Annotated in this window: 26 protein-coding genes and 2 pseudogenes; 15 read left to right on the plus strand and 13 right to left on the minus strand. The window is 69.9% G+C overall.

Going from position 1 to position 17,009, the window contains the following annotated elements; all coding sequences use genetic code 11:
• Window positions 1–9: 9 nt before the first annotated feature.
• From ACWFR1_RS12230 to ACWFR1_RS12240, 3 genes and pseudogenes are all read right to left on the minus strand, one after another.
• A complete protein-coding gene (locus ACWFR1_RS12230; RefSeq protein WP_453549561.1) occupies window positions 10–1,116 on the minus strand; it encodes a hypothetical protein in 1,107 nt (368 codons plus the stop codon).
• A gap of 351 nt (window positions 1,117–1,467) precedes the next feature.
• A pseudogene (locus tag ACWFR1_RS12235) lies at window positions 1,468–1,688 on the minus strand (hypothetical protein).
• Window positions 1,689–1,702: 14 nt separating this feature from the next.
• Window positions 1,703–1,918, minus strand: a complete 216-nt coding sequence (locus tag ACWFR1_RS12240) for a DUF6207 family protein (protein ID WP_453549563.1) — start codon at window positions 1,916–1,918, stop codon at window positions 1,703–1,705.
• A 123-nt stretch (window positions 1,919–2,041) separates the two neighbouring features.
• On the opposite strand from ACWFR1_RS12240, the gene ACWFR1_RS12245 reads away from it, so the two are divergent.
• On the plus strand, window positions 2,042–2,467 hold the full coding sequence (locus tag ACWFR1_RS12245) for a hypothetical protein (RefSeq protein ID WP_453549566.1): 426 nt from the start codon (window positions 2,042–2,044) through the stop codon (window positions 2,465–2,467).
• A 44-nt stretch (window positions 2,468–2,511) separates the two neighbouring features.
• Window positions 2,512–3,387, plus strand: coding sequence for an IS5 family transposase (locus ACWFR1_RS12250; protein WP_453549569.1), 876 nt, complete (start codon window positions 2,512–2,514; stop codon window positions 3,385–3,387).
• A gap of 18 nt (window positions 3,388–3,405) precedes the next feature.
• On the opposite strand, the gene ACWFR1_RS12255 is transcribed toward ACWFR1_RS12250, so the two are convergent.
• The 9 genes from ACWFR1_RS12255 to ACWFR1_RS12295 form a co-directional block, all read right to left on the minus strand.
• Window positions 3,406–4,005, minus strand: coding sequence for an SMI1/KNR4 family protein (locus ACWFR1_RS12255; RefSeq protein ID WP_453549571.1), 600 nt, complete (start codon window positions 4,003–4,005; stop codon window positions 3,406–3,408).
• 175 nt (window positions 4,006–4,180) lie between these two features.
• Entirely contained in the window at window positions 4,181–5,113 is a 933-nt protein-coding gene (gene hemC / locus ACWFR1_RS12260) for a hydroxymethylbilane synthase (RefSeq protein WP_453549573.1), read from the minus strand.
• Window positions 5,114–5,199: 86 nt separating this feature from the next.
• Window positions 5,200–6,102: a tetratricopeptide repeat protein gene (locus ACWFR1_RS12265; RefSeq protein ID WP_453549574.1), complete on the minus strand. Its 903-nt coding sequence runs from the start codon at window positions 6,100–6,102 to the stop codon at window positions 5,200–5,202.
• Window positions 6,099–6,416 (minus strand): hypothetical protein, encoded by a 318-nt coding sequence (locus tag ACWFR1_RS12270; RefSeq protein ID WP_453549576.1) that lies wholly within the window; start codon window positions 6,414–6,416, stop codon window positions 6,099–6,101. Before ACWFR1_RS12270 ends, ACWFR1_RS12265 begins: the two co-directional genes overlap by 4 nt.
• 111 nt (window positions 6,417–6,527) lie before the next feature.
• Window positions 6,528–6,914: a Tn3 family transposase gene (locus ACWFR1_RS12275; RefSeq protein WP_453549620.1), complete on the minus strand. Its 387-nt coding sequence runs from the start codon at window positions 6,912–6,914 to the stop codon at window positions 6,528–6,530.
• Window positions 6,904–7,137, minus strand: a complete 234-nt coding sequence (locus tag ACWFR1_RS12280; protein WP_453549578.1) for a DUF4158 domain-containing protein — start codon at window positions 7,135–7,137, stop codon at window positions 6,904–6,906. The genes ACWFR1_RS12275 and ACWFR1_RS12280 overlap by 11 nt, the downstream gene beginning before the upstream one ends.
• 147 nt (window positions 7,138–7,284) lie before the next feature.
• Complete coding sequence (locus tag ACWFR1_RS12285) at window positions 7,285–7,539, minus strand: hypothetical protein (RefSeq protein ID WP_453549580.1); 255 nt, start codon at window positions 7,537–7,539, stop codon at window positions 7,285–7,287.
• 541 nt (window positions 7,540–8,080) lie between these two features.
• Complete coding sequence (locus ACWFR1_RS12290; protein ID WP_453549583.1) at window positions 8,081–8,296, minus strand: hypothetical protein; 216 nt, start codon at window positions 8,294–8,296, stop codon at window positions 8,081–8,083.
• 19 nt (window positions 8,297–8,315) lie between these two features.
• The gene (locus ACWFR1_RS12295; RefSeq protein ID WP_453549586.1) at window positions 8,316–8,600 is read right to left on the minus strand and encodes a DUF6233 domain-containing protein; all 285 of its coding nucleotides are present in this window, start codon (window positions 8,598–8,600) and stop codon (window positions 8,316–8,318) included.
• A 155-nt stretch (window positions 8,601–8,755) separates the two neighbouring features.
• On the opposite strand from ACWFR1_RS12295, the gene ACWFR1_RS12300 reads away from it, so the two are divergent.
• On the plus strand, window positions 8,756–9,418 hold the full coding sequence (locus ACWFR1_RS12300) for an HAD family hydrolase (protein ID WP_453549588.1): 663 nt from the start codon (window positions 8,756–8,758) through the stop codon (window positions 9,416–9,418).
• Here the strand turns inward: ACWFR1_RS12300 and ACWFR1_RS12305 are convergent.
• Complete coding sequence (locus ACWFR1_RS12305; RefSeq protein WP_453549590.1) at window positions 9,399–10,619, minus strand: transcriptional regulator; 1,221 nt, start codon at window positions 10,617–10,619, stop codon at window positions 9,399–9,401. The genes ACWFR1_RS12300 and ACWFR1_RS12305 overlap by 20 nt on opposite strands.
• Before the next feature lie 185 nt (window positions 10,620–10,804).
• Between ACWFR1_RS12305 and ACWFR1_RS12310 the strand changes: the two genes are divergently transcribed.
• The 12 genes and pseudogenes from ACWFR1_RS12310 to ACWFR1_RS12365 all read left to right on the plus strand — a co-directional run.
• A complete protein-coding gene (locus ACWFR1_RS12310) occupies window positions 10,805–11,194 on the plus strand; it encodes a hypothetical protein (protein WP_453549592.1) in 390 nt (129 codons plus the stop codon).
• 53 nt (window positions 11,195–11,247) lie between these two features.
• Window positions 11,248–11,454 (plus strand): DUF7848 domain-containing protein, encoded by a 207-nt coding sequence (locus ACWFR1_RS12315; protein WP_453549595.1) that lies wholly within the window; start codon window positions 11,248–11,250, stop codon window positions 11,452–11,454.
• Window positions 11,451–11,945: a hypothetical protein gene (locus tag ACWFR1_RS12320; RefSeq protein WP_453549598.1), complete on the plus strand. Its 495-nt coding sequence runs from the start codon at window positions 11,451–11,453 to the stop codon at window positions 11,943–11,945. The genes ACWFR1_RS12315 and ACWFR1_RS12320 overlap by 4 nt, the downstream gene beginning before the upstream one ends.
• 253 nt (window positions 11,946–12,198) lie before the next feature.
• A complete protein-coding gene (locus ACWFR1_RS12325; RefSeq protein WP_453549601.1) occupies window positions 12,199–12,891 on the plus strand; it encodes a hypothetical protein in 693 nt (230 codons plus the stop codon).
• Window positions 12,888–13,439: a hypothetical protein gene (locus ACWFR1_RS12330; protein WP_453549603.1), complete on the plus strand. Its 552-nt coding sequence runs from the start codon at window positions 12,888–12,890 to the stop codon at window positions 13,437–13,439. Before ACWFR1_RS12325 ends, ACWFR1_RS12330 begins: the two co-directional genes overlap by 4 nt.
• Complete coding sequence (locus ACWFR1_RS12335) at window positions 13,436–13,609, plus strand: hypothetical protein (protein ID WP_453549606.1); 174 nt, start codon at window positions 13,436–13,438, stop codon at window positions 13,607–13,609. The genes ACWFR1_RS12330 and ACWFR1_RS12335 overlap by 4 nt, the downstream gene beginning before the upstream one ends.
• Window positions 13,606–13,815 carry a hypothetical protein gene (locus ACWFR1_RS12340; RefSeq protein WP_453549608.1) on the plus strand — a complete coding sequence of 70 codons (210 nt, stop codon included), beginning with the start codon at window positions 13,606–13,608 and terminating at the stop codon, window positions 13,813–13,815. Before ACWFR1_RS12335 ends, ACWFR1_RS12340 begins: the two co-directional genes overlap by 4 nt.
• An 80-nt stretch (window positions 13,816–13,895) precedes the next feature.
• On the plus strand, window positions 13,896–15,011 hold the full coding sequence (locus ACWFR1_RS12345; protein WP_453549610.1) for a radical SAM/SPASM domain-containing protein: 1,116 nt from the start codon (window positions 13,896–13,898) through the stop codon (window positions 15,009–15,011).
• Window positions 15,008–15,757: a dTMP kinase gene (tmk, locus tag ACWFR1_RS12350; RefSeq protein WP_453549612.1), complete on the plus strand. Its 750-nt coding sequence runs from the start codon at window positions 15,008–15,010 to the stop codon at window positions 15,755–15,757. The genes ACWFR1_RS12345 and tmk overlap by 4 nt, the downstream gene beginning before the upstream one ends.
• Window positions 15,666–16,433 carry an endonuclease/exonuclease/phosphatase gene (locus ACWFR1_RS12355; RefSeq protein ID WP_453549622.1) on the plus strand — a complete coding sequence of 256 codons (768 nt, stop codon included), beginning with the start codon at window positions 15,666–15,668 and terminating at the stop codon, window positions 16,431–16,433. Before tmk ends, ACWFR1_RS12355 begins: the two co-directional genes overlap by 92 nt.
• Before the next feature lie 26 nt (window positions 16,434–16,459).
• Window positions 16,460–16,819 carry a MazG-like family protein gene (locus ACWFR1_RS12360; RefSeq protein ID WP_453549615.1) on the plus strand — a complete coding sequence of 120 codons (360 nt, stop codon included), beginning with the start codon at window positions 16,460–16,462 and terminating at the stop codon, window positions 16,817–16,819.
• 123 nt (window positions 16,820–16,942) lie between these two features.
• Window positions 16,943–17,009: pseudogene (locus ACWFR1_RS12365) on the plus strand (hypothetical protein); the annotation flags it as partial.

The raw sequence follows: 17,009 nt of genomic DNA on the forward strand, positions 1-17,009 counted from the left end.
CGCCCGCCCTTACGACTCCGAGGGGCGGGCGGCCTGGATTTCTTCCTGTAGGCGGTTGATCGCGCGCTCGGCGTGCGCCCGAACACTGTCCCAGGCCGCAGTGAAGTCGCGGACGGGGAAGGGCAGGCCAAGAGCCTGGTGCGCTGCAAGGAGCCTGAGCGACGGCTTGGGGTGGACGGCGGAGTTCCGAAGGACCCGGATCTGATCGAGAAGTTCCACCGTCTGCTGAATCACGGGCTGGTTGATGGCCGGCAGGCGCTGGGCGAGGTGGCCTGCGAGACGGCTAAGGCCGCTGCTGGGCGTCCCGCCAGGTACCTGGAGATCGCGGAGGATGTCCGTGAGGACGACGAGGCCAGCCTGGAACATGGCTTCATCGTCAGCATCAAGAGCCAGGAGACTGGAGCGCTCCATCGGAGGCCGGGAGACGAGCGGGCGGCCGAGGATCAGTTCGCTGGTGACGTCGAGGTAGTTCAGGGCGCGCAGCAGAGCGCGCGGTTCAGTGAAGGGCAGCTCGTCCACCGGTGCAGGCGGGGCCAAGGCGGCGGTCACTGCGTCCAGATAGCCTGAAAGGCTATGAAATGTGGGGTTGATGAGCATGCCCAGGCGCCCCCGGCGGTTGTGCTTGTCGAATCGCATGCCGGGCCATTCGTGGTCGGCGATCACCCCCATGTGCGGAAGGTAGTCCTGCGCTCCGTCGATCTCCTTCACGGAGTCGTCCAAGCTGACGGAGATGTCGGGAACGTTGAATGGTGAGCTCAGGATCGCCTCCTGGGCCCGGGATATGTCCCGCATCAAGGCCAGCAAACCGAGGCCGATCACCTCTGCGGCCGGATCGTCGCGGACGTGGTGGAGTCCGCCGAGCGTGAGAGAGACCGGTCCCGAGTCGTCAGGGTTGTGGTCTGCGCCCCACCATCGGACTGCCCGGTACTTGTGGGTCAGGACAGCGCCTGCAGCGGGGAAGCTGTTGAGTACGGCCACTGTGTCGTGGCCCTGCTGGCGCATCCGGTAGTTGACGTAGAAGTACGTCGGGAACTGCTGGTGTTCGGCGAAGGTCGACCACAGGAGATCGATCACGAACTGTTGGGCGTCGTCGAGGGGTTCTGTCAGGCCGGTCATGTCGGGGCACCTCTCTGGTGGTGAACAGAGCAGGATAGGTGTCTCGTCGGCCCGTTTGCATGAGGTTATGCATGTAGGGCCTGCGGGTCCGGGACTGCTGAAGGTGCCGCGCCCCTGCCAGAGGTACGGCCATGGTGGGAACCGCTCTACGTGGCCTGTCTCGCCAAGGTCCGCAGCAAGCTGAAGCCCAAGAGGGCGACCGTCTGACTGGCGCCCGGTTCCTGCCGCTGTCTGACCCGGGAGCTAGCTTCGGACCCGTCCATGCTGCTGCTACTCGGACCTTGTGCGCCCCGTCCGGCGGTGGAACCCGGGCGGGGCGTACCGGATCAGGTGGGCGCCTACTTGGCGAGCTCAAGCCGCCTCGTAGTGGTGCGCGCCGCCTCCTCGCCATTCGACCCACGCGGGGTCATCGAGCAGGTGCTCGGAGCTCGGAGTCAGGTAGGCCGGCCCGCCGTAGGAACTCCATGATGTCCTGGTCGCTGTGCGCCAGTGCCGAGGATCTCGTCGCCCACGGTCACTCGCCTACCCCCGGTGGGGGAAGGGCGGTGGACGACTATCGGCGCTCTGTCCATGCATCCAGGGTGCCTCAGGTTCCGGCTGGGGAGGGGTGGCGGCGTACGTCCGCGTAGATCCGGGCCGTGACCCCTTGCTCACCCGGCGTGCGCCGCACTGAGGTAATCCCGGAGGTCGCCCATTGCTGCTGGAGGCTGTCCATTACGGTGCGCAGGGTGTCCTCGTCTGCTGCGGTGACGTCGAGGACGACGAGTCCCGGTTCGGCGATGTGCTGATCATCGATCTTCATGCCCCGCCAACGGTTGCACCGGCCCGCCGGTTCACCAGGTGGCCCAACGAGCATCCATACGAGGGAGCGCGCGATGGCTCAAGGTATGCCCGACGGCCGGGGTGACGTCGCTACGGTGATCCAATGACTCGAACCCTGTACCACTTCACGAAGCCCGAGTCCTGGGAGCAGATCCTCGCCGCGGGGGCCCTTGAGCCCCGATGGCCGAGGGACGGGTCTGCGCCGATGACGGTGCACATGATGGAGTCGACGGACCCGGAGGATCTTCCGTGGGGCTTCCGAGACGGCCGGACCATCCGTTTTGAGCTGCGGATACCCGAGGCCGAGGCCCATCACTGGTTCGGCTGGGCAGAGGTCAACGTGCCTCCGAACGCATTTCAGTCGCTCGGCGTGCCGGTCTGGACTCCCGACGATCCTTCCTACGTCAACGATCGGAATCTCGGCAGCAAGCACTGGCACGTGGTCGAGGGGGCCGTCTCCGCAGCCGAGTGGGTCTCGGTCGTGGACATAGACACCGACAAGGTGCTGTGGCCCGCTACCGCGCACTAGGGCCTGTTGCGAAAGTTGATCAAGGTCGGGGATGATCCCCAGCCGTGGGACGTGGTGATCTGACGGGCGACCAGTGGGAGCGTCTGGAGCCGTTGCTGCCGGTGGGAAAGAAGCCCGGCCGCCCTCGGACTTGGACACATCGGCAGCTGATCGACGGCATACGGTGGCGGACCAGGACTGGGGCGCCGTGGCGGGATCTCCCTGAGCGCTACGGACCATGGGACCGAGCCTATGACCTGTTCCGGCGATGGCAGCGCAACGGCACCTGGAATCGGATCTTCGAGAAGCTGCAGGCTGAAGCCGACGCACAAGGTCTGATCACATGGGACGTCAGCGTGGACTCCACAATCTCTCGGGCCCACCAGCACGCCGCCGGAGCACGCAAAAGAGGGGACCTGCAGAAGGAGCCTCCCGGAGGCATCGACACCGAGCCCGACGACCACGCCATCGGGCGCTCGCGCGGCGGCCTGACGACCAAGCTGCATCTGGCGGTCGAGCAGGGACAGAAACCACTGTCCCTGCTCGTCACCGCCGGCCAGCGACACGACAGCCCCCAGTTCCAGCTGGTCCTGGACGGTATCCGGGTGCCCCGAACCGGACCGGGCCGACCACGCACGAAACCGGACAGGGTTCGCGCGGACAAGGCGTACGGCTCCCGCGCGAACCGCGCCTACCTGCGCAAACGAGGTGTGCGATGCACCATCCCGGAGAAGGCCGACCAGGTCCGCAACCGCAAGAAGCTCGGTTCCCGGGGCGGCCGCCCGCCGAAATTCGACAAGGACGACTACAAGGAGCGCCACGCTGTCGAGTGCGGAATCAACCGCCTGAAGCGCCACCGCGCAGTCGCCACGAGGTATGACAAGCTCGCCGTCCGATATCACGCAATCGTGCTGATCGCGGCCATCAATGAGTGGCTGTGACCAGCAGGGCCGCGCGCCCTACTGGTTGGCGGACCGCAGTTCACCGGAGTACCGGTCCAAGCCCGCCTTCCAGCGACGCTGCTGCTCGACCCAGTGCACGTAGCGTGGTGAGGCGTCGCGGAGATCGATGCTGATCGGGTAAGGGTCGGACTCGTCCAGGAGCAGCTTGCGGAGGAACTCGACCATGCCGCAGGAGAACAGGGTGAAGTCCTCACGGGTGTGGCGACCGCAGACCAGGACCGGCCAATGGTCGGGGTCGGGGTCGGTGGTCAGCCAGCACAGGATGTCCGCGCCGGAGGTGACACCCCAGGCGAGGATGTGGTCTGGGTTGATGTCGAGACCTTCCTGACCGTCCAACATCTCCCAGGTGTAGCGGGCGTTCTCCGTCTCCTCCTCGAAGGTCCCGGGATCCCATTGGATGTACTCCTTCGGCAAGGGCATGAGGATGGAGACTTCCTCGAAGGAACCGGCACCCCACACGGACATGAAGGCCATGTAGTCCCGCGGGAACCGCGTGCCCCACCGCGCCTCCGTGGCCGCCCAGTCGATCTCCTCGTCAGTACCAAGATCCGGAGGAAGAATCCTGGCCAGCGCTGCGATACCCGTCGGGTCTTCCATGGCAATCCCTTCGATCAGACCGCCGAGAGCCTACGAGAACACACTGACAACCAGCACGGCGGAGCCAGACGTTCCTGGCCGGGGCCAACACTTTCCCAACAGGCCCTAGCACCAGGCAGCGAACCGGCGGGGGCGCGGCACCGACCGGAGCGGCCGCCCGCGCCCCTGCGGGAACCTAGTGCGGGATGCCGTCGATCACGTCACGGGCGCCCTGCCGGAGGAGGGCGACGGCAACGGAGGTGCCGAGAGTGGCTGGGTCGAGACGGCCCGCCCACTCGTGGGCGTGGAGCATGACCTTGCCGTCCGGCGAGAACACGGTGGCCCGCAGCGACAGCTCCCCACTGCGCTCGACCCGCGCATACCCGGCGATCGGGGAGTTGCAGTGCCCTTGGAGGACGTGGAGGAGCATCCGCTCCGCCTGGGTCTCCCGGTAGGCGTTGCGGTCACCGAGGTCGCTGACCAGGTCGATCAGGTCCGTGTCGCCCTCACGGCACTGGAGCGCCAGGACGCCGGCGCCGATCGGCGGCATCATCACGTCGGTGGACAAGACTTCGGTGATGACGTCGCTCCGGCCGATCCGCTCCAGGCCGGCGACGGCCAGGAGTAGCGCGTCAGCGTCGCCGTCGGCCAGCTTCTCCAGTCGCTTGTTCGCGTTGCCCCGGATCGGGACGCACTCCAGGTGCGGGTGGGAGGCGGCGAGCTGAGCGATCCGTCGTACGGAGGAGGTGCCGATCCGCGTGCCAGCGGGCAGTTCGTCGAGGGTGAGGCCGCCGGGGTGGATCAGGGCGTCCCGGATGTCGTCGCGCTTGAGGAAGGCGGCGAACGTGGTCCCGGCCGGGAGCGGCCGGTCGGCGGGGACGTCCTTGACGCAGTGCACCGCGAGGTCGGCCTCACCGGCGAGGAGCGCGGCGTCCACCTCCTTGGTGAACGCTCCCTTCCCCTCCACCTGGGAGAGGTCGCCCATCCAGCGGTCGCCCGTCGTCTTGACCGGCAGGACGGTGGTCGTCACGTCCGGGTGGAGCGTGGCCAGTTCGGCGCGGACACGCTCCACCTGGGCGAGCGCCATCGGCGAATCGCGGGAAACGATGCGAATCAGATCACTGGGCATGAAGGCACGATAGACCCTCAGATACGGGCGGCAACCACCAGCCCCGATGCCCAGTTCATCGGCGTGGCGCGCCAGTTGGGCATGGGTCAAGGATGCCCGGGCTCACCGCCATCGCGTTCGGCGACGGCAAAGGCGAGATTGCTTCGGACCACTCCCGTCAACGGGTGGTCCCCGCCCAGCACCCGCTCGGAATCGGTGAGGGTCTGTTCGTACAGGGGGATGGCGCGGTCCAGGTCTCCCGCCGACGCGTAGGCGCCGGCGAGGTTGCTGCGGGAGGTCAGGGTGTCGGGGTGGTCCCCGCCCAGCACACGGACCCGGTCGGTGAGGGTCTGCTCGTGCAGGGGGATGGCGCGGTCCAGGTCTCCCGTCGACGCGTAGGCGCCGGCGAGGTTGCTGCGGGAGGTCAGGGTGTCGGGGTGGTCCCCGCCCAGCACCCGCTCGGAGTCGGTGAGGGTCTGCTCGTACAGCGGAATGGCCTTCTCCGGGTCCCCCGCCGACTCGTAGGCGACGGCGAGGTTGTCGCGGGAGGCCAGGGTGGAGGGGTGGCCCCCGCCCAGCACGCGGACCCTGCCGGTGAGGGTCTGCTCGTACAGCGGGATGGCCCGGTCCAGGTCCCCCGCCACCTGGTAGGCGACGGCGAGGTTGCTGCGGAAGGTCAGGGTGGTGGGGTGGTCCCCGCCCAGCACCTGCTCGGAGTCGGTGAGGGTCTGCTCGTACAGCGGAATGGCCCGGTCCAGGTCCCCCACCAACTTGTAGGCCACGGCGAGGTTGTTGCGGGAGGCCAGGGTGGTGGGGTGGTCCCCGCCCAGCACCTGCTCGGAGTCGGTGAGGGTCTGCTCGTACAGCGGGATGGCCCGGCCCAGGTCCCGCGCCGACTCGTAGGCGCCGGCGAGGTTGTTGCGGGAGATCAGGGTGTCGGGGTGGTCCCCGGTCAGTACGGGGGCGGGCGGCTCCGGCTGTGCCGCGCGGCGCCGGAAGGGCCACTTCACGAGTGCCTGCTTCCGGGCTGGTCGCCAGTGGAGAGAGACCCGGAGATGTTCCCGCCGATGGCGACGGCGCGCTCAGCCGTGGCCTGCACCGACGGACTGGACGGCGCCTGCCCGGTCGTTGGCCGGCCCCGGGTGGCGAAGCCGTAACCCCACGAAGCCGCCAGTGCCGTACCCAGCGCGGAGGCCAGCGGCCAGCGGATCGCGGGATCCTCCACCAGCGGCGGCAGCACCACCGCTCCGCCCAGCCACACCGGCACGGCGAGAGCCGCCGTCGTCACCAGCCCCGCCACCGCCCACCTGAGGTTCCAACCCATGCCGCCCCCAACCTCGCCAACCATCCGTGTCCACCCCCACGATCGCAGCAACACCCCGACTGTGAAACGCCCTTGCACACATACAGACCAAACAAATGAGCGTCCGTGACGCTAGGGCCGCTCGCGGCGGCGGGCCCGCAGCGGCCGGTAGCCGGCCGGGTCGAGCTTGGCGAGCTCGGTGTCGACCTCGACGTTGATCGTGCCGAAGAAGTTCACGTTCTCGCTGTGGGCCGGGGAAATGTGCGCGAGGAGCTCGTCGTCGACCGCCCGGCCCTCGGCCCGCATCTGCGCGATGGCCAGGCCGTAGTACTCCGTCGTCCAGGTCACCACCGAGTTGGTCAGCAGCGTCAGACACCACGCCTGCTCGGTCTGTGCGGCCAGGTGGCGGTGGCGGATCGCGCCCTCGTGCGCGTAGAGCAGGCTGCGGCGCAGTGAGTGCAGGGACTCGCCCTTGTTGAGCTGCCGGGCGATCTTCCTGCGGTAGGTCTCATCCGCCAGATAGCGGGCGGCGGACGTCGTCCGGGACGAACCCGAGCCACGGCAGCGTGCACAGCTGGACCGTCAGCCCCAGCCGGTCCTTCGGGCTACGGCCGCGGCCCGGGTCGATGAACCCCACGTCCGCCGGCGTCAGGGTGAAGAACCGGATCAGCTCTTCCCTGTTGATCTCCGGAAAGCCGCGCAGCCTCGCCAGCTCGTCGTCCGCGAACACACGGGTTGCCACCGAGAACCCCCACCACAACCACTCGTGTGCGGGCCGTCCCGTCGTATCGGCGGCTTACCGCATTGCATGGTGAACGACCCGGCCGCTCCTCAAGACACGGCGCAATGGCGGCTGCTGATCGTCAGCGGCGAGCGGCATCGTCCCAGGTCAGCGATATTCGTTGTTTCCGCGGCGGTTACTACGGGGACCCCAGCGGGCGACGGTTGCCGGGACGCCGGCGAGCGATGTTGCGCCGGGCAGTGAGCCGCTGCCCATAGAGCTGTCGGGCAGGGCCAGGAGGGGGGCGCTGAGGTCTGCGGCCGTGAGGGCCGGCCCGGTGTACAGGGCCCGGACGGCGCGGCGTGCGCGTGCCGGGTTGATGCCATCGGGAGTCGGCGCGTCGCGCTCAGTGAGGATGGTCATGCGGTCGAGTAGATACCGACAGCGTGTCGGCAAACAGAGGCGCGAGGGAGCACGTGAGGGCGTGGGCGCGTGCCCGGAGAGATCCGCCATGGCCGGGGGCGCTCCGGGGCGGTGTCCGACCCGGACACTAGCTTCGGTGCTGTCCGCGCTACTCGGGCCCTTGTGCGCCTCGTCCGGCGGTGGAACCCGGGCGGGGCGCACTGCTGTGTCCGGACAGTGCGTCCGCGCCGGTCGTCCGGCTGTCCGGACACGGTGTGCTCCGCGACCCCGCCCTCTGCTTCTGACCTGCGCGGGCACTGGCCGGACAGGGTGTCCGTCGGGGCGTCCGGGCGCTCTGAGGGCTCCGTGTGGCCGCGGCCCACTGGACCAGGAGTCGCCTGTACTTCTCGGAGCGCGGCTCCCCGTCGGGCTCCTCGTCCATCAGCTGGCGGATGGACGAGTTGATCTCGTCGGCGGCAGGCCGCAGAGGGCTGCGGGGCCGGGAGCGCGGAGGCATGCCCATCACGGTAGGGGTCGGGTCTGACATGCGGCGGTGATCAGTTCAAGCTGCCTCGTACTCGTGCGCGCGGCCGCCCCTCCATTTCACCCAGGCGGGGTCATCGAGCAGGTCGTCGGCTTCTGGGAGTCCAGCGCGCCGGAGGAACTCGACGACATCCCTGTCGCTGTGCGCGAGGCCCAGGATGGTGCCGCCGTGCACGGTGACTCGCCGGCCTCCGCTGGGTGAGGGCGGGTGGACCACTATCGGGGCGCCGTCCATGCCTCCAGGGTGCATCGAGTCAGCCGAGGATGCCGAGCTCGGCATCCGGTCGGCAGATCTCGCACGCGCGGAGCCCGTCGACGGCCAGGGCCCGGCGGGCCTGCTCCTCGGTGAGTGGCTTGGTGTGCTTGGCCGCCATGCGGCAGTCGCCGAGGTGAATGCTGTCCGCTACGGCCCGGCCGCCCTCCCGTAGGTAGGAGAGGACCATCGTCGGCCCTTCCGGCAGGGGGCGGCGCGCAGCCCTCTCGCGAAGGCGGGCGAGCTCCGCGTCGATCCAGCGCTCCGTCTGTTCCAGGTTCCGCACCTGCACTCTGTGTAGAAACTGAAGCTTCTCCAGCGCGGGCGACGACAAATCTTCGTGCACGTGTTCGATTCTAGTTGGCGTTGCATCGCCATGGCGCGGGGAAGCCACCCTCGTCCCCCTGACGGCGCCGTCAGGCGGTACGTAGGATCGCGCCCATGATTCGCGCAGTGGTTTTCGACGTCGGTGAGTGCCTCGTGGACGAGACGAGGGAGTACGGCACGTGGGCTGACTGGCTCGGAGTGCCCCGGCACACGTTCGCCGCCATGTTCGGCGCAGTGATCGCGCAGGGCCGGGACTACCGGGAGGTGTTTCAGGAGTTTCAGCCGGGCTTCGACCTCTACGAACAGCGCGAGGCCCGCGCGGCTGCCGGCCAGCCTGAGCACTTCGGCGAGGATGACCTCTACCCGGACGTCCGCCCGGCGCTCGCCCAGCTCCGAGCTGACGGACTCTGGCTCGGCATCGCCGGGAACCAGACCGTGCGGGCCGGGAAGATCCTGCGCTCCCTGTTCTCCGAGGACGTCGACCTTATCGGCACCTCCGACGACTGGGGCGCGAGCAAGCCCGACCCCGACTTCTTCCACCGCGTCGCCGAGGTCGTCCCCTTCGAGAACGACGAGATCCTCTACGTCGGCGACCGTGTCGACAACGACCTGCGCCCTGCCGTCGCCGCCGGGATGGAGTCCGCGCTCGTACGTCGGGGCCCGTGGGGCACGATCCAGTGGAACACCGAGGAAGCCGAGAAGCTCCCGACCTTCCGGGTCGAGAGCCTCTTGGAGCTGTCCGGGAACATCGTCCAGTTCAACGCCCGAGGGCGCTGACCGTCGTCTCCCACCCGTACAGCCGGTCGTCGAGGTCCCGGACGCAACGCTCGTGCTGCCACGGTGCGAGCGAGCGCCGCACCTCCCGGATCCGGTCCATGCCAGTCGCGTACCAGGTGGTGCTGAGCTGGTCGAGCGCGGCGACGGCGTACGAGCACGCCGCCTCCGGGTTCCGGTCCGCCGCCTCGACGGCGGCGAGGTCGCCGAGGATCACGGTGCGCTGCTTGTCCTCGCTCGGCTGGAGGTCAGCAAGGACCTGGAGCAGGGTCTCGCGAGCCTGGGGGAGGTGACCGGCCTTGAGCTGGGTGTTCCCCTTGAACGCGGCGAGCCGTACCTGGCTGAACCAGTCCAGCCACTCCGGAGAGGCGTGCTCGCTCCCGGCGGCGAGGACTTCCTCGGCGTGCCGGAGCAGGTTCAGTGCGGTCCGGGTGTTGCCACACCGGGTCTCGCATTCCGCCTCGACGGCATCGAGCCAGGCCAGCAGCGAGGCCGAGGCCGGGCCCCGGCGGGCGTAGGTCCGGGCCGCGACCATCCTCTCCGCGGCCTCCTCGCGCTGCCCCACCCACCCCGGGATGAACGCGGTGTGCGCGAGGATCGCCGCCCCAAGGAGCTGGTCATCCGCCTGCCCGGCCGCCTGGAGCGCCCGCATCCACGTGTCCCTGGCGGCATCCGGCTGCTGGATGTCGAAGAACTCGATTCGTCCGGCGAGGAGATAGGTCTCGGCGAGCGCGGCCGCGACGGTCCGCCGGGTGGCGCCGGCCGTCTCCTGGAGGAGCGCACATCCGAGGTTGGCGTGCGCGACGGCCGCCGGGTGAAGCGTGGCCGGCGCCACCGTCCAGTACAGGCGCCGGTGGCGACGGGTGATGTCGGCGAAATCGGCGGCGACCGACGCCGGTTGCAGGGAGAGCCCGGGCACAGGTACAGACACCATGCCCTGGGATCTCGGTAGGGTGCGAGCCTGGCCGTCCCGGGGCTGCGGGACACCGGCGGGTCTGATGAAGCCGAGGGACTCCATGTCCTGGCCGAGGAGAGCGATCAGCTGCTGCTGCACGTCCGCCCTGGGCCACGGCGGGTCTGCCGACTCCCAGCGGCGGACCTGCCGGATGCCGACCCCCAGTGCTGAGGCGAAGGCCTCCTGCGTGCGGTAACCGGCGGCGATCCGGGCTGCCTTGAGTCGGGTGTTGCCTTCGCTCTGTTCCACGCTTCACCTCCATGTGTGCGTCGCAGACCAGTGTGGGGAAAAGCCCTCATGAACGCCAGGATTCCGCCCAACAGGTGAACGTAAGTCCGGTAATTGGTCGGAAGAGTCCTCTAAAAGTCCTCGTTCGACGCGCAGGTGAGGGCCAGGGTTGTGACCCATCAGCCCACCGAGCGAGGGGGACAGGGATGGTCACGCCACAAGCCCGTAGCGACCTGCTGAGTGCGACTGGATGCGAGTCCGTCGCGGTCGGCGTCTCGTGGGACGCCGTCCGCGTCCCGCGCAGCATCGGCCTGATCGCCGTCGGCATCCTCGGCCACCGCAGCGGCGCCGTCATCGACGACGGCATGGCCCTGTACTGGCTGCTCCCGCTCCGCTCGGCGTCCCAGTGGGACATCGTCGGCACCCGCGTTCTCCGCGACGGCGAAACGCTTTCGATCCCCCCCGCCCGACGGACCATCGGCCCCGGACCTCACTGGCGCATCTGCCCTGGAGAGGACAACCACCTCACCCCCGCAGATGCCCTACGCGCCGCAGTTGAGGACGCCTACAGCCCAGTAGGGGGGCAGGCCAGATGACGCGGCGTCTGTTCACTTTCGCCCGCTGGCGTCTGGACCCCACAGGGGTCCCTATGACGCGGATCATGGCGTGCAAGGGGTGTCCGGAGCGGTCCGAGCCGGGCACGGACCTGGTCGTCGTCGGGAAGTGGGGCATGGACCACGCCTCCCGCACCGGACACAGCGAGTTCGAGGAGATCACGACCGCTTCCCTGCGCGCGTCCCTGGTGGACGACCCGGCTGCGGTCGGCGCCCCGGTACCGGCGGAGGTGGTCCGGTGACCGCCCTTGCCCACGGGTTCGCTCCGCCCGGCCCGGAGTTCGCAGACCGCGTCTCGGTCGCGGCCTGGGTGAAGAACGGGTTCCTCGGCCCGGAGTGTCACGTGCTGCTCACCCCGGCCGTGCCGCGTCTGGCCGAGAGCGTGGACCACTACCGGCCCGGCCTCCTCGGCATCGCCCAGGGCCTCGGCCTGGGGCGAGGGGAGGAGCCGTACCGGCTCGGGCTCGGCCTCCTCCTGGTCCAGGGCGTCGCGTCCCTGGACTACGGCCACCCCACCACCACGTTGAACGTCCCCTACCCCCGCACCTGGTACGCCCTCGCCCAGCGGCGCGGCCGGGTCCACGTCGCCGTCGGCCTGGCCCTGCGCGAACTCGGCGCCGGCCTGGGCGGAGTGCACGCCTACATGGACCGGCAGACCCGGGCCGGGGAGCTGTGGAGCGGCGTGACCGCGTGGCGCCGCTCGATCCCAGCCTCCTGGCTCGACCTCCCCTAGACGTCCCGTCCGTGCCCGTGCGCGTCGGCAGGGCACGGGCAGGGCCCAGGGGGCTCCCTTTTCCACCAGGGAGCGGTGCGACACCGACGCCGACCGGCTCGCACCCCGGCCGCCGACAGGTCCCGTCCGTGACAGGCGGCGGCTGGCCCCACCCCCTCGATCCGCCCTCCGCCCTGGACGACCAGGCGCAGGTTCCCCCCGTGCCACGCCGTGGCCCCGGGGCGGAGGGCCCTGACCCGATGGATCTGACCCGATGAGTCTGGACACCCTTCCCGTCTACCGAGGCCTCCGCGTTCCGCGCGTCGCGCGCTGGTCAGCGGAGCAGGACATCACCCCGCTCGTCCTTCTCCAGGGCGGTCGGCTGGTCTACGCCGACCCGCTGCTGACCCGCGCGTGCACGCAGCAGGGCGCCCTGTGGCGCGTGTGGTCCCTGGCCCGGGGCAAGGGCGAGCCCCTGCTGGCCAACCTGCACCCGGCCCGGCAGCGGCGCATGATGACCCGCTTCCTGTGCCAGGTCTGCGAGCTGTCCACGGTCGAGGAGGCCGCGGCCGAGGGCGGGCAGCTCGTCCTCGTCGGCGCCGGGGAGGCGGCCGGGCGCGACCCCGTCGAGGAGGGGGAGCTGACGTTGCACCCACCGGTTCACCTCGCGTGCGCGTGGGAGTCCGTACGGCACTGCCCGCACCTGCTGGGCGGGTACGCGGCGGCCCGGGTGTCGGCCGCTCGCCCGTGGGGCCTGTACGGCATCCTCCACGCGCCCTGGGGGCGGCGTACGGCTGCCGGCGAGCTCGCGGTCGCGGTGGACGGCGCGGCGCGGCTCGCCTACGAGGACCCGCGCCTTCCGCTGCTGCTGGCCGGGCAGACGGTCCTGGAGCTGAATGGTGTCCGCCCGGTCGACCTGGTCGCCGAGGCGGCGCGGGCCGGGCTCTGCGAGGGGGCGGCACGATGACCGACGAGAGGCCCCCGTACCTGCCGCCCGAGGGCACTTACGCCGCGATGACGCTGGACGACCGGTGGAGCGCGCTCGGCGTGCCCATGGACTGGGGGCGCCGCGTCCCGGTGGTCCTGGGCGACCTGGGCGGGCCGGTCTTCGAAGACCCCGGCCTGCGACACGTGGTGTGGCCGCTGCCGCCGGACGCCGCTGCCGACTGGCCGGACCTCACGGAGATTGGGATCGTCCGGTACGTGGCCGGTGACGAACTCCTCGTGCCCCGGGCGGGACACACGCTCTCGGCGGGGATGTGCTGGATCTGGCCAGTGGAGGACGGGCCGGAGTTCATCGACCCGGCCCGCCTTCGGTCCGCGATCGAGACGCTGATCGGTCCGCTGGAGGAGGCCGCGGCAAGGGGGCCGGTGGACGTGTGCCACTGGTGCGACGCGGTGACGGCCGGCGCCCTGCTGGTGGCCTGGGGCCAGCAGGAGAGCGGCGCGGGCTGGAGCTGGTACGCCTGCCAGGAGTGCACCCACCGTCACGGCCTGGAAGAAGTGACACGGTGAGCAGCCCGAAGGAGACGCTGCCGCCCCGGTGGGCCGAGGACCTCGTGCCGCCCGTCCCCGAGGAGCCCGGCCCGGAGGCCGCCGTCGCGCGAGCCCGGCGCGACGTCATCGTCTACCTGGTCGTCCTGACCGTGCTCGGGGGCTCCCTCGCCTTCGGAATCCTGCGGTGAGGCTCCCGGAGCAGCCGACCACCGATACGCGGCGGGTGTGGGTCATCGGGCGGTGCTGGCGCTGCGACGTCGCCGGCCTCCCGGTCATGTGGCTCGGCCCAGTCTCCAGCGAGGACCACGGGCACGGCCCGTTCTCCGCGTGCGACCCGTGCATCCGGCGCCTCGAGGAGCTGGTCGCGGAGTACGGCGCGCGGCGCGACACCTGAGACTCCCGCCCCTGGCCGCGTTGTTGCTCGCTCGGCCGGGGCGGGTCATGCACACCCCCTTCGACCTGTGGAGGTCCTTCGTGACCGGACGCGCCATCATCACCGGGGAGCAGGCCGCATCCTGCTACTTCCGGACGACCGTGGATGCCCCCAACAGGAAAGCGCTCATCCAGATCTGCGAGCCGTGCAACGCCTTGTGCGACCACTGCTTCGTGGTGGCGACGAAGCGCGGAAAGTACATGGCCGTGGACGACGTCCGCGACCGCCTGGTCCCGCAGCTCGCCCAGGCCCGCGTCACGAAGGTGACGATCACGGGCGGGGAGCCGTTCATGCACCCGGACCTGATCGAGGTCATCAGCCTGTTCCGCGCGGCCGGCATGTCCGTGGGCGTGTGCACCAACGGCACCATGTGCAGCGACGAGATGATCGCCGCCCTGGTGGAGCTGGACGCCCACATGAACGTCTCGTTGGACGGGTTCGCGGAGGAGTCGCACAGCGTCTTCCGCAAGCTCCCCGGGTGCTTCGCGGAGACCGTCGACACCATCCGGCGGTTCGCGAAGGCCGGGATTCTCCAGGGCCTGCTGTGCACGCCGAACAACCTCGCGGAGGACGAGGAGTACCGCAAGCTCGTGGCGTTCGCGAAGGAGCAGGGCGCGACGTACGTCCTCATGAACCCCTTGGGGAGCATGGGGCGGGGTGCGTCGAAGAAGGCACAGGGCAAGCTGCGCACCCCGGACGACCAGATGCGAGAGATCGCGCGGATGACCGCCCCGTTCGAGGCGGACGGCCTGGAGATGGTGAACATCCGGTTCCCCAACGACTCCAAGCCGCTGGCCGGTTGCGAGGCCGGGAACATCATCTACGTCTTCACGGACGGGTCGGTCGCGATCTGCCCCTACCTGGTGTTCGCGGCCAGGACGAACGTCTCCCAGCACCCGGACACTGACTTCCTCGTCGGCAACGTGTGGGAGCACGACGACGTCGCGGCGCGGCTGGACGCGTACGGGAAGTTCTCCGACCGGTGGGACCTGGGCGGCAACCCCACGTGCGGCGCCTGCTCCATGTCGGCCTCCTGCGGCAAGGGGTGCCCGGCCGCCGTGGTCGCGGCCGGCGAGCGCATCGGGGCCGTGGACACCGAGCAGTGCCCGGTGGTGCCGCGCCAGACCCGCGTCCTGCCCGTGGTCGGTGTCTCATGACCCGGCGCCGCGGCCTCCTGCTCGCCATCGAGGGGCCGGGCGGGGTCGGGAAGTCGACCGTCACGGCCCTGGTCGCCCAGTTCCTCGGCGCGGCCGGCGTGCCGGTGCTCGCGACCCGGGAGCCCACGGACACCGCCCTGGGCAACCTCGCGCGGCACGGCACGGACGACTACCAGGGTGAGGCCATGGCGTGCCTCATCGCGGCCGACCGCCACCAGCACGGCGCGGAGATCCGGCCCGCGCTGGAGGCCGGGAAGGTCGTCGTGTGCGACCGGTACATCGCCAGTAGCCTCGCCCTCCAGTGCATGGACGGCGTCGACAGGGAGTTCGTGTGGCTCCTCAACGAGTGGGTTGTCCAGCCGGACCTGACCGTGATGGTGACTGGGCAGCCGGACGTGATCGAGGTCCGTCTCGCCGCGCGGGGAGCGCACTCTCGGTACGAACGCGCCGAGGGCTCCAGCCACGTGGAGTGTGGGTACTTCGCGGAGGCCGCTAAGTTCCTACGGGAAAAGGGACACGGCGTTCTCACCGTGGATGCGACCCACGTGCCGGCCGAAGAGGTCGCCCGCACGATCGTCGCCGCGATCACCCGACTCCGGAAGGACCAGCCGCACCATGCTGGACGTGCTCACGTTCAACCTCAACAATCCGTCCCTGAGCCGCGCGGAGAGACAGCTCCGGTACCTGGCGAAGCGGCCGGAGTCGCTGTTCGTGCTCACGGAGACGGCGCCAAGCGCGGGGTGTGAGTTCCTGGCCGCTCGGTTCGAGCGGGCCGGGTACTCGGTGGTCTTCCCCAGGCCGGAGGTCAGGGGAGAGCGGGGCACGATGATCGTCAGCCGCCTCGCTGCCCGGCCCCTGGACACGGGGGTGGACTACCTGCCGCACCGGGCGGTCGGCGTCACGGTGGGCACCGACCGGGGGCCGCTGGACGTGATCGGCCTGTACGTCCCTTCCCGGAACACCACGGAGGAGAAGACGGAGCGGAAGCGCCGGTTCCTCTACACGTGCCGTAGTCAGCTCCCCTTCGCGGAGGATGCCGCGCGGGTGGTCCTGGGGGACTTCAACGTCCTGGAGCCGACGCACGTCCCGCGCTACCGGTTCTTCGCGCCGTTCGAGTACGAGTTCTACAGCTGGTTCGGGTCGGCCGGGTACACAGACGCGTTCCGGGACCAGCACCCGGAGACCCTGGACTACTCGTGGGTGGGCAAGACCGGCGACGGCTACCGGTACGACCACGCCTTCGTCTCCGCCGGCCTCGTCGCCGGCCTGCGTGGCTGCGCCTACGTCCACGAGCCGCGGACCATGCCCGACCGGCTGACCGATCACTCGGCCCTGGCCGTGGAGCTGTCCGTCACGGCGGTGGAGCCGCTGCCCGTGACCGACCCGGTCCCTGTCGAGGACCACGCACCTGCCCTGTTCTGACGACCGCACTACCCCCTGGGAGAGCCATGACTGGCGAGCTGCACGACGCGACGCATGACGACATGTGGGAGCTGATCCGCCGCATCCGTGAGGGCTTGGACGAGGCGGCCGGCGACCTGTCCTCGCGAGAGCTGGTCCTGTTCCGCGTCCTGAAGATCGGCGAGGAGTTCGGGGAGGTGGCCGAGGCCCTGCACGGGGTGAACGGCACGAACCCCCGGAAGGGTAAGTCCCATACGACGGAGGACGTCGTGAAGGAGTTGGTGGACGTGGCGGTCACGACGTTCGTCGCCCTGGAGACCGTCACCCCGGACGCGCGGAAGGTGTTCGAGGAGCGGCTCCAGCACCTGGTGGACCGGCCGTCCCGACCCGCCGTCGACCCGGCCTGAGCCTGTGCCCGTCCCGGGCGTGGCACCCAGTTTCTGGGGGCGGCACCCGGGACCACCGGCATGGGGGAATGCCCACCGGCGCTCTCTGCCTCCCCCTAAGGGCCTGCCGATCATTAACCTGTCGCTTTGATCTTGCTGTCGGGGCTGCTGCTTTGGGCGGCCACTCGGGCTCGGAGGGCTGTCAGGGCGG

The organism is Streptomyces sp. NPDC055103, from assembly GCF_053607625.1.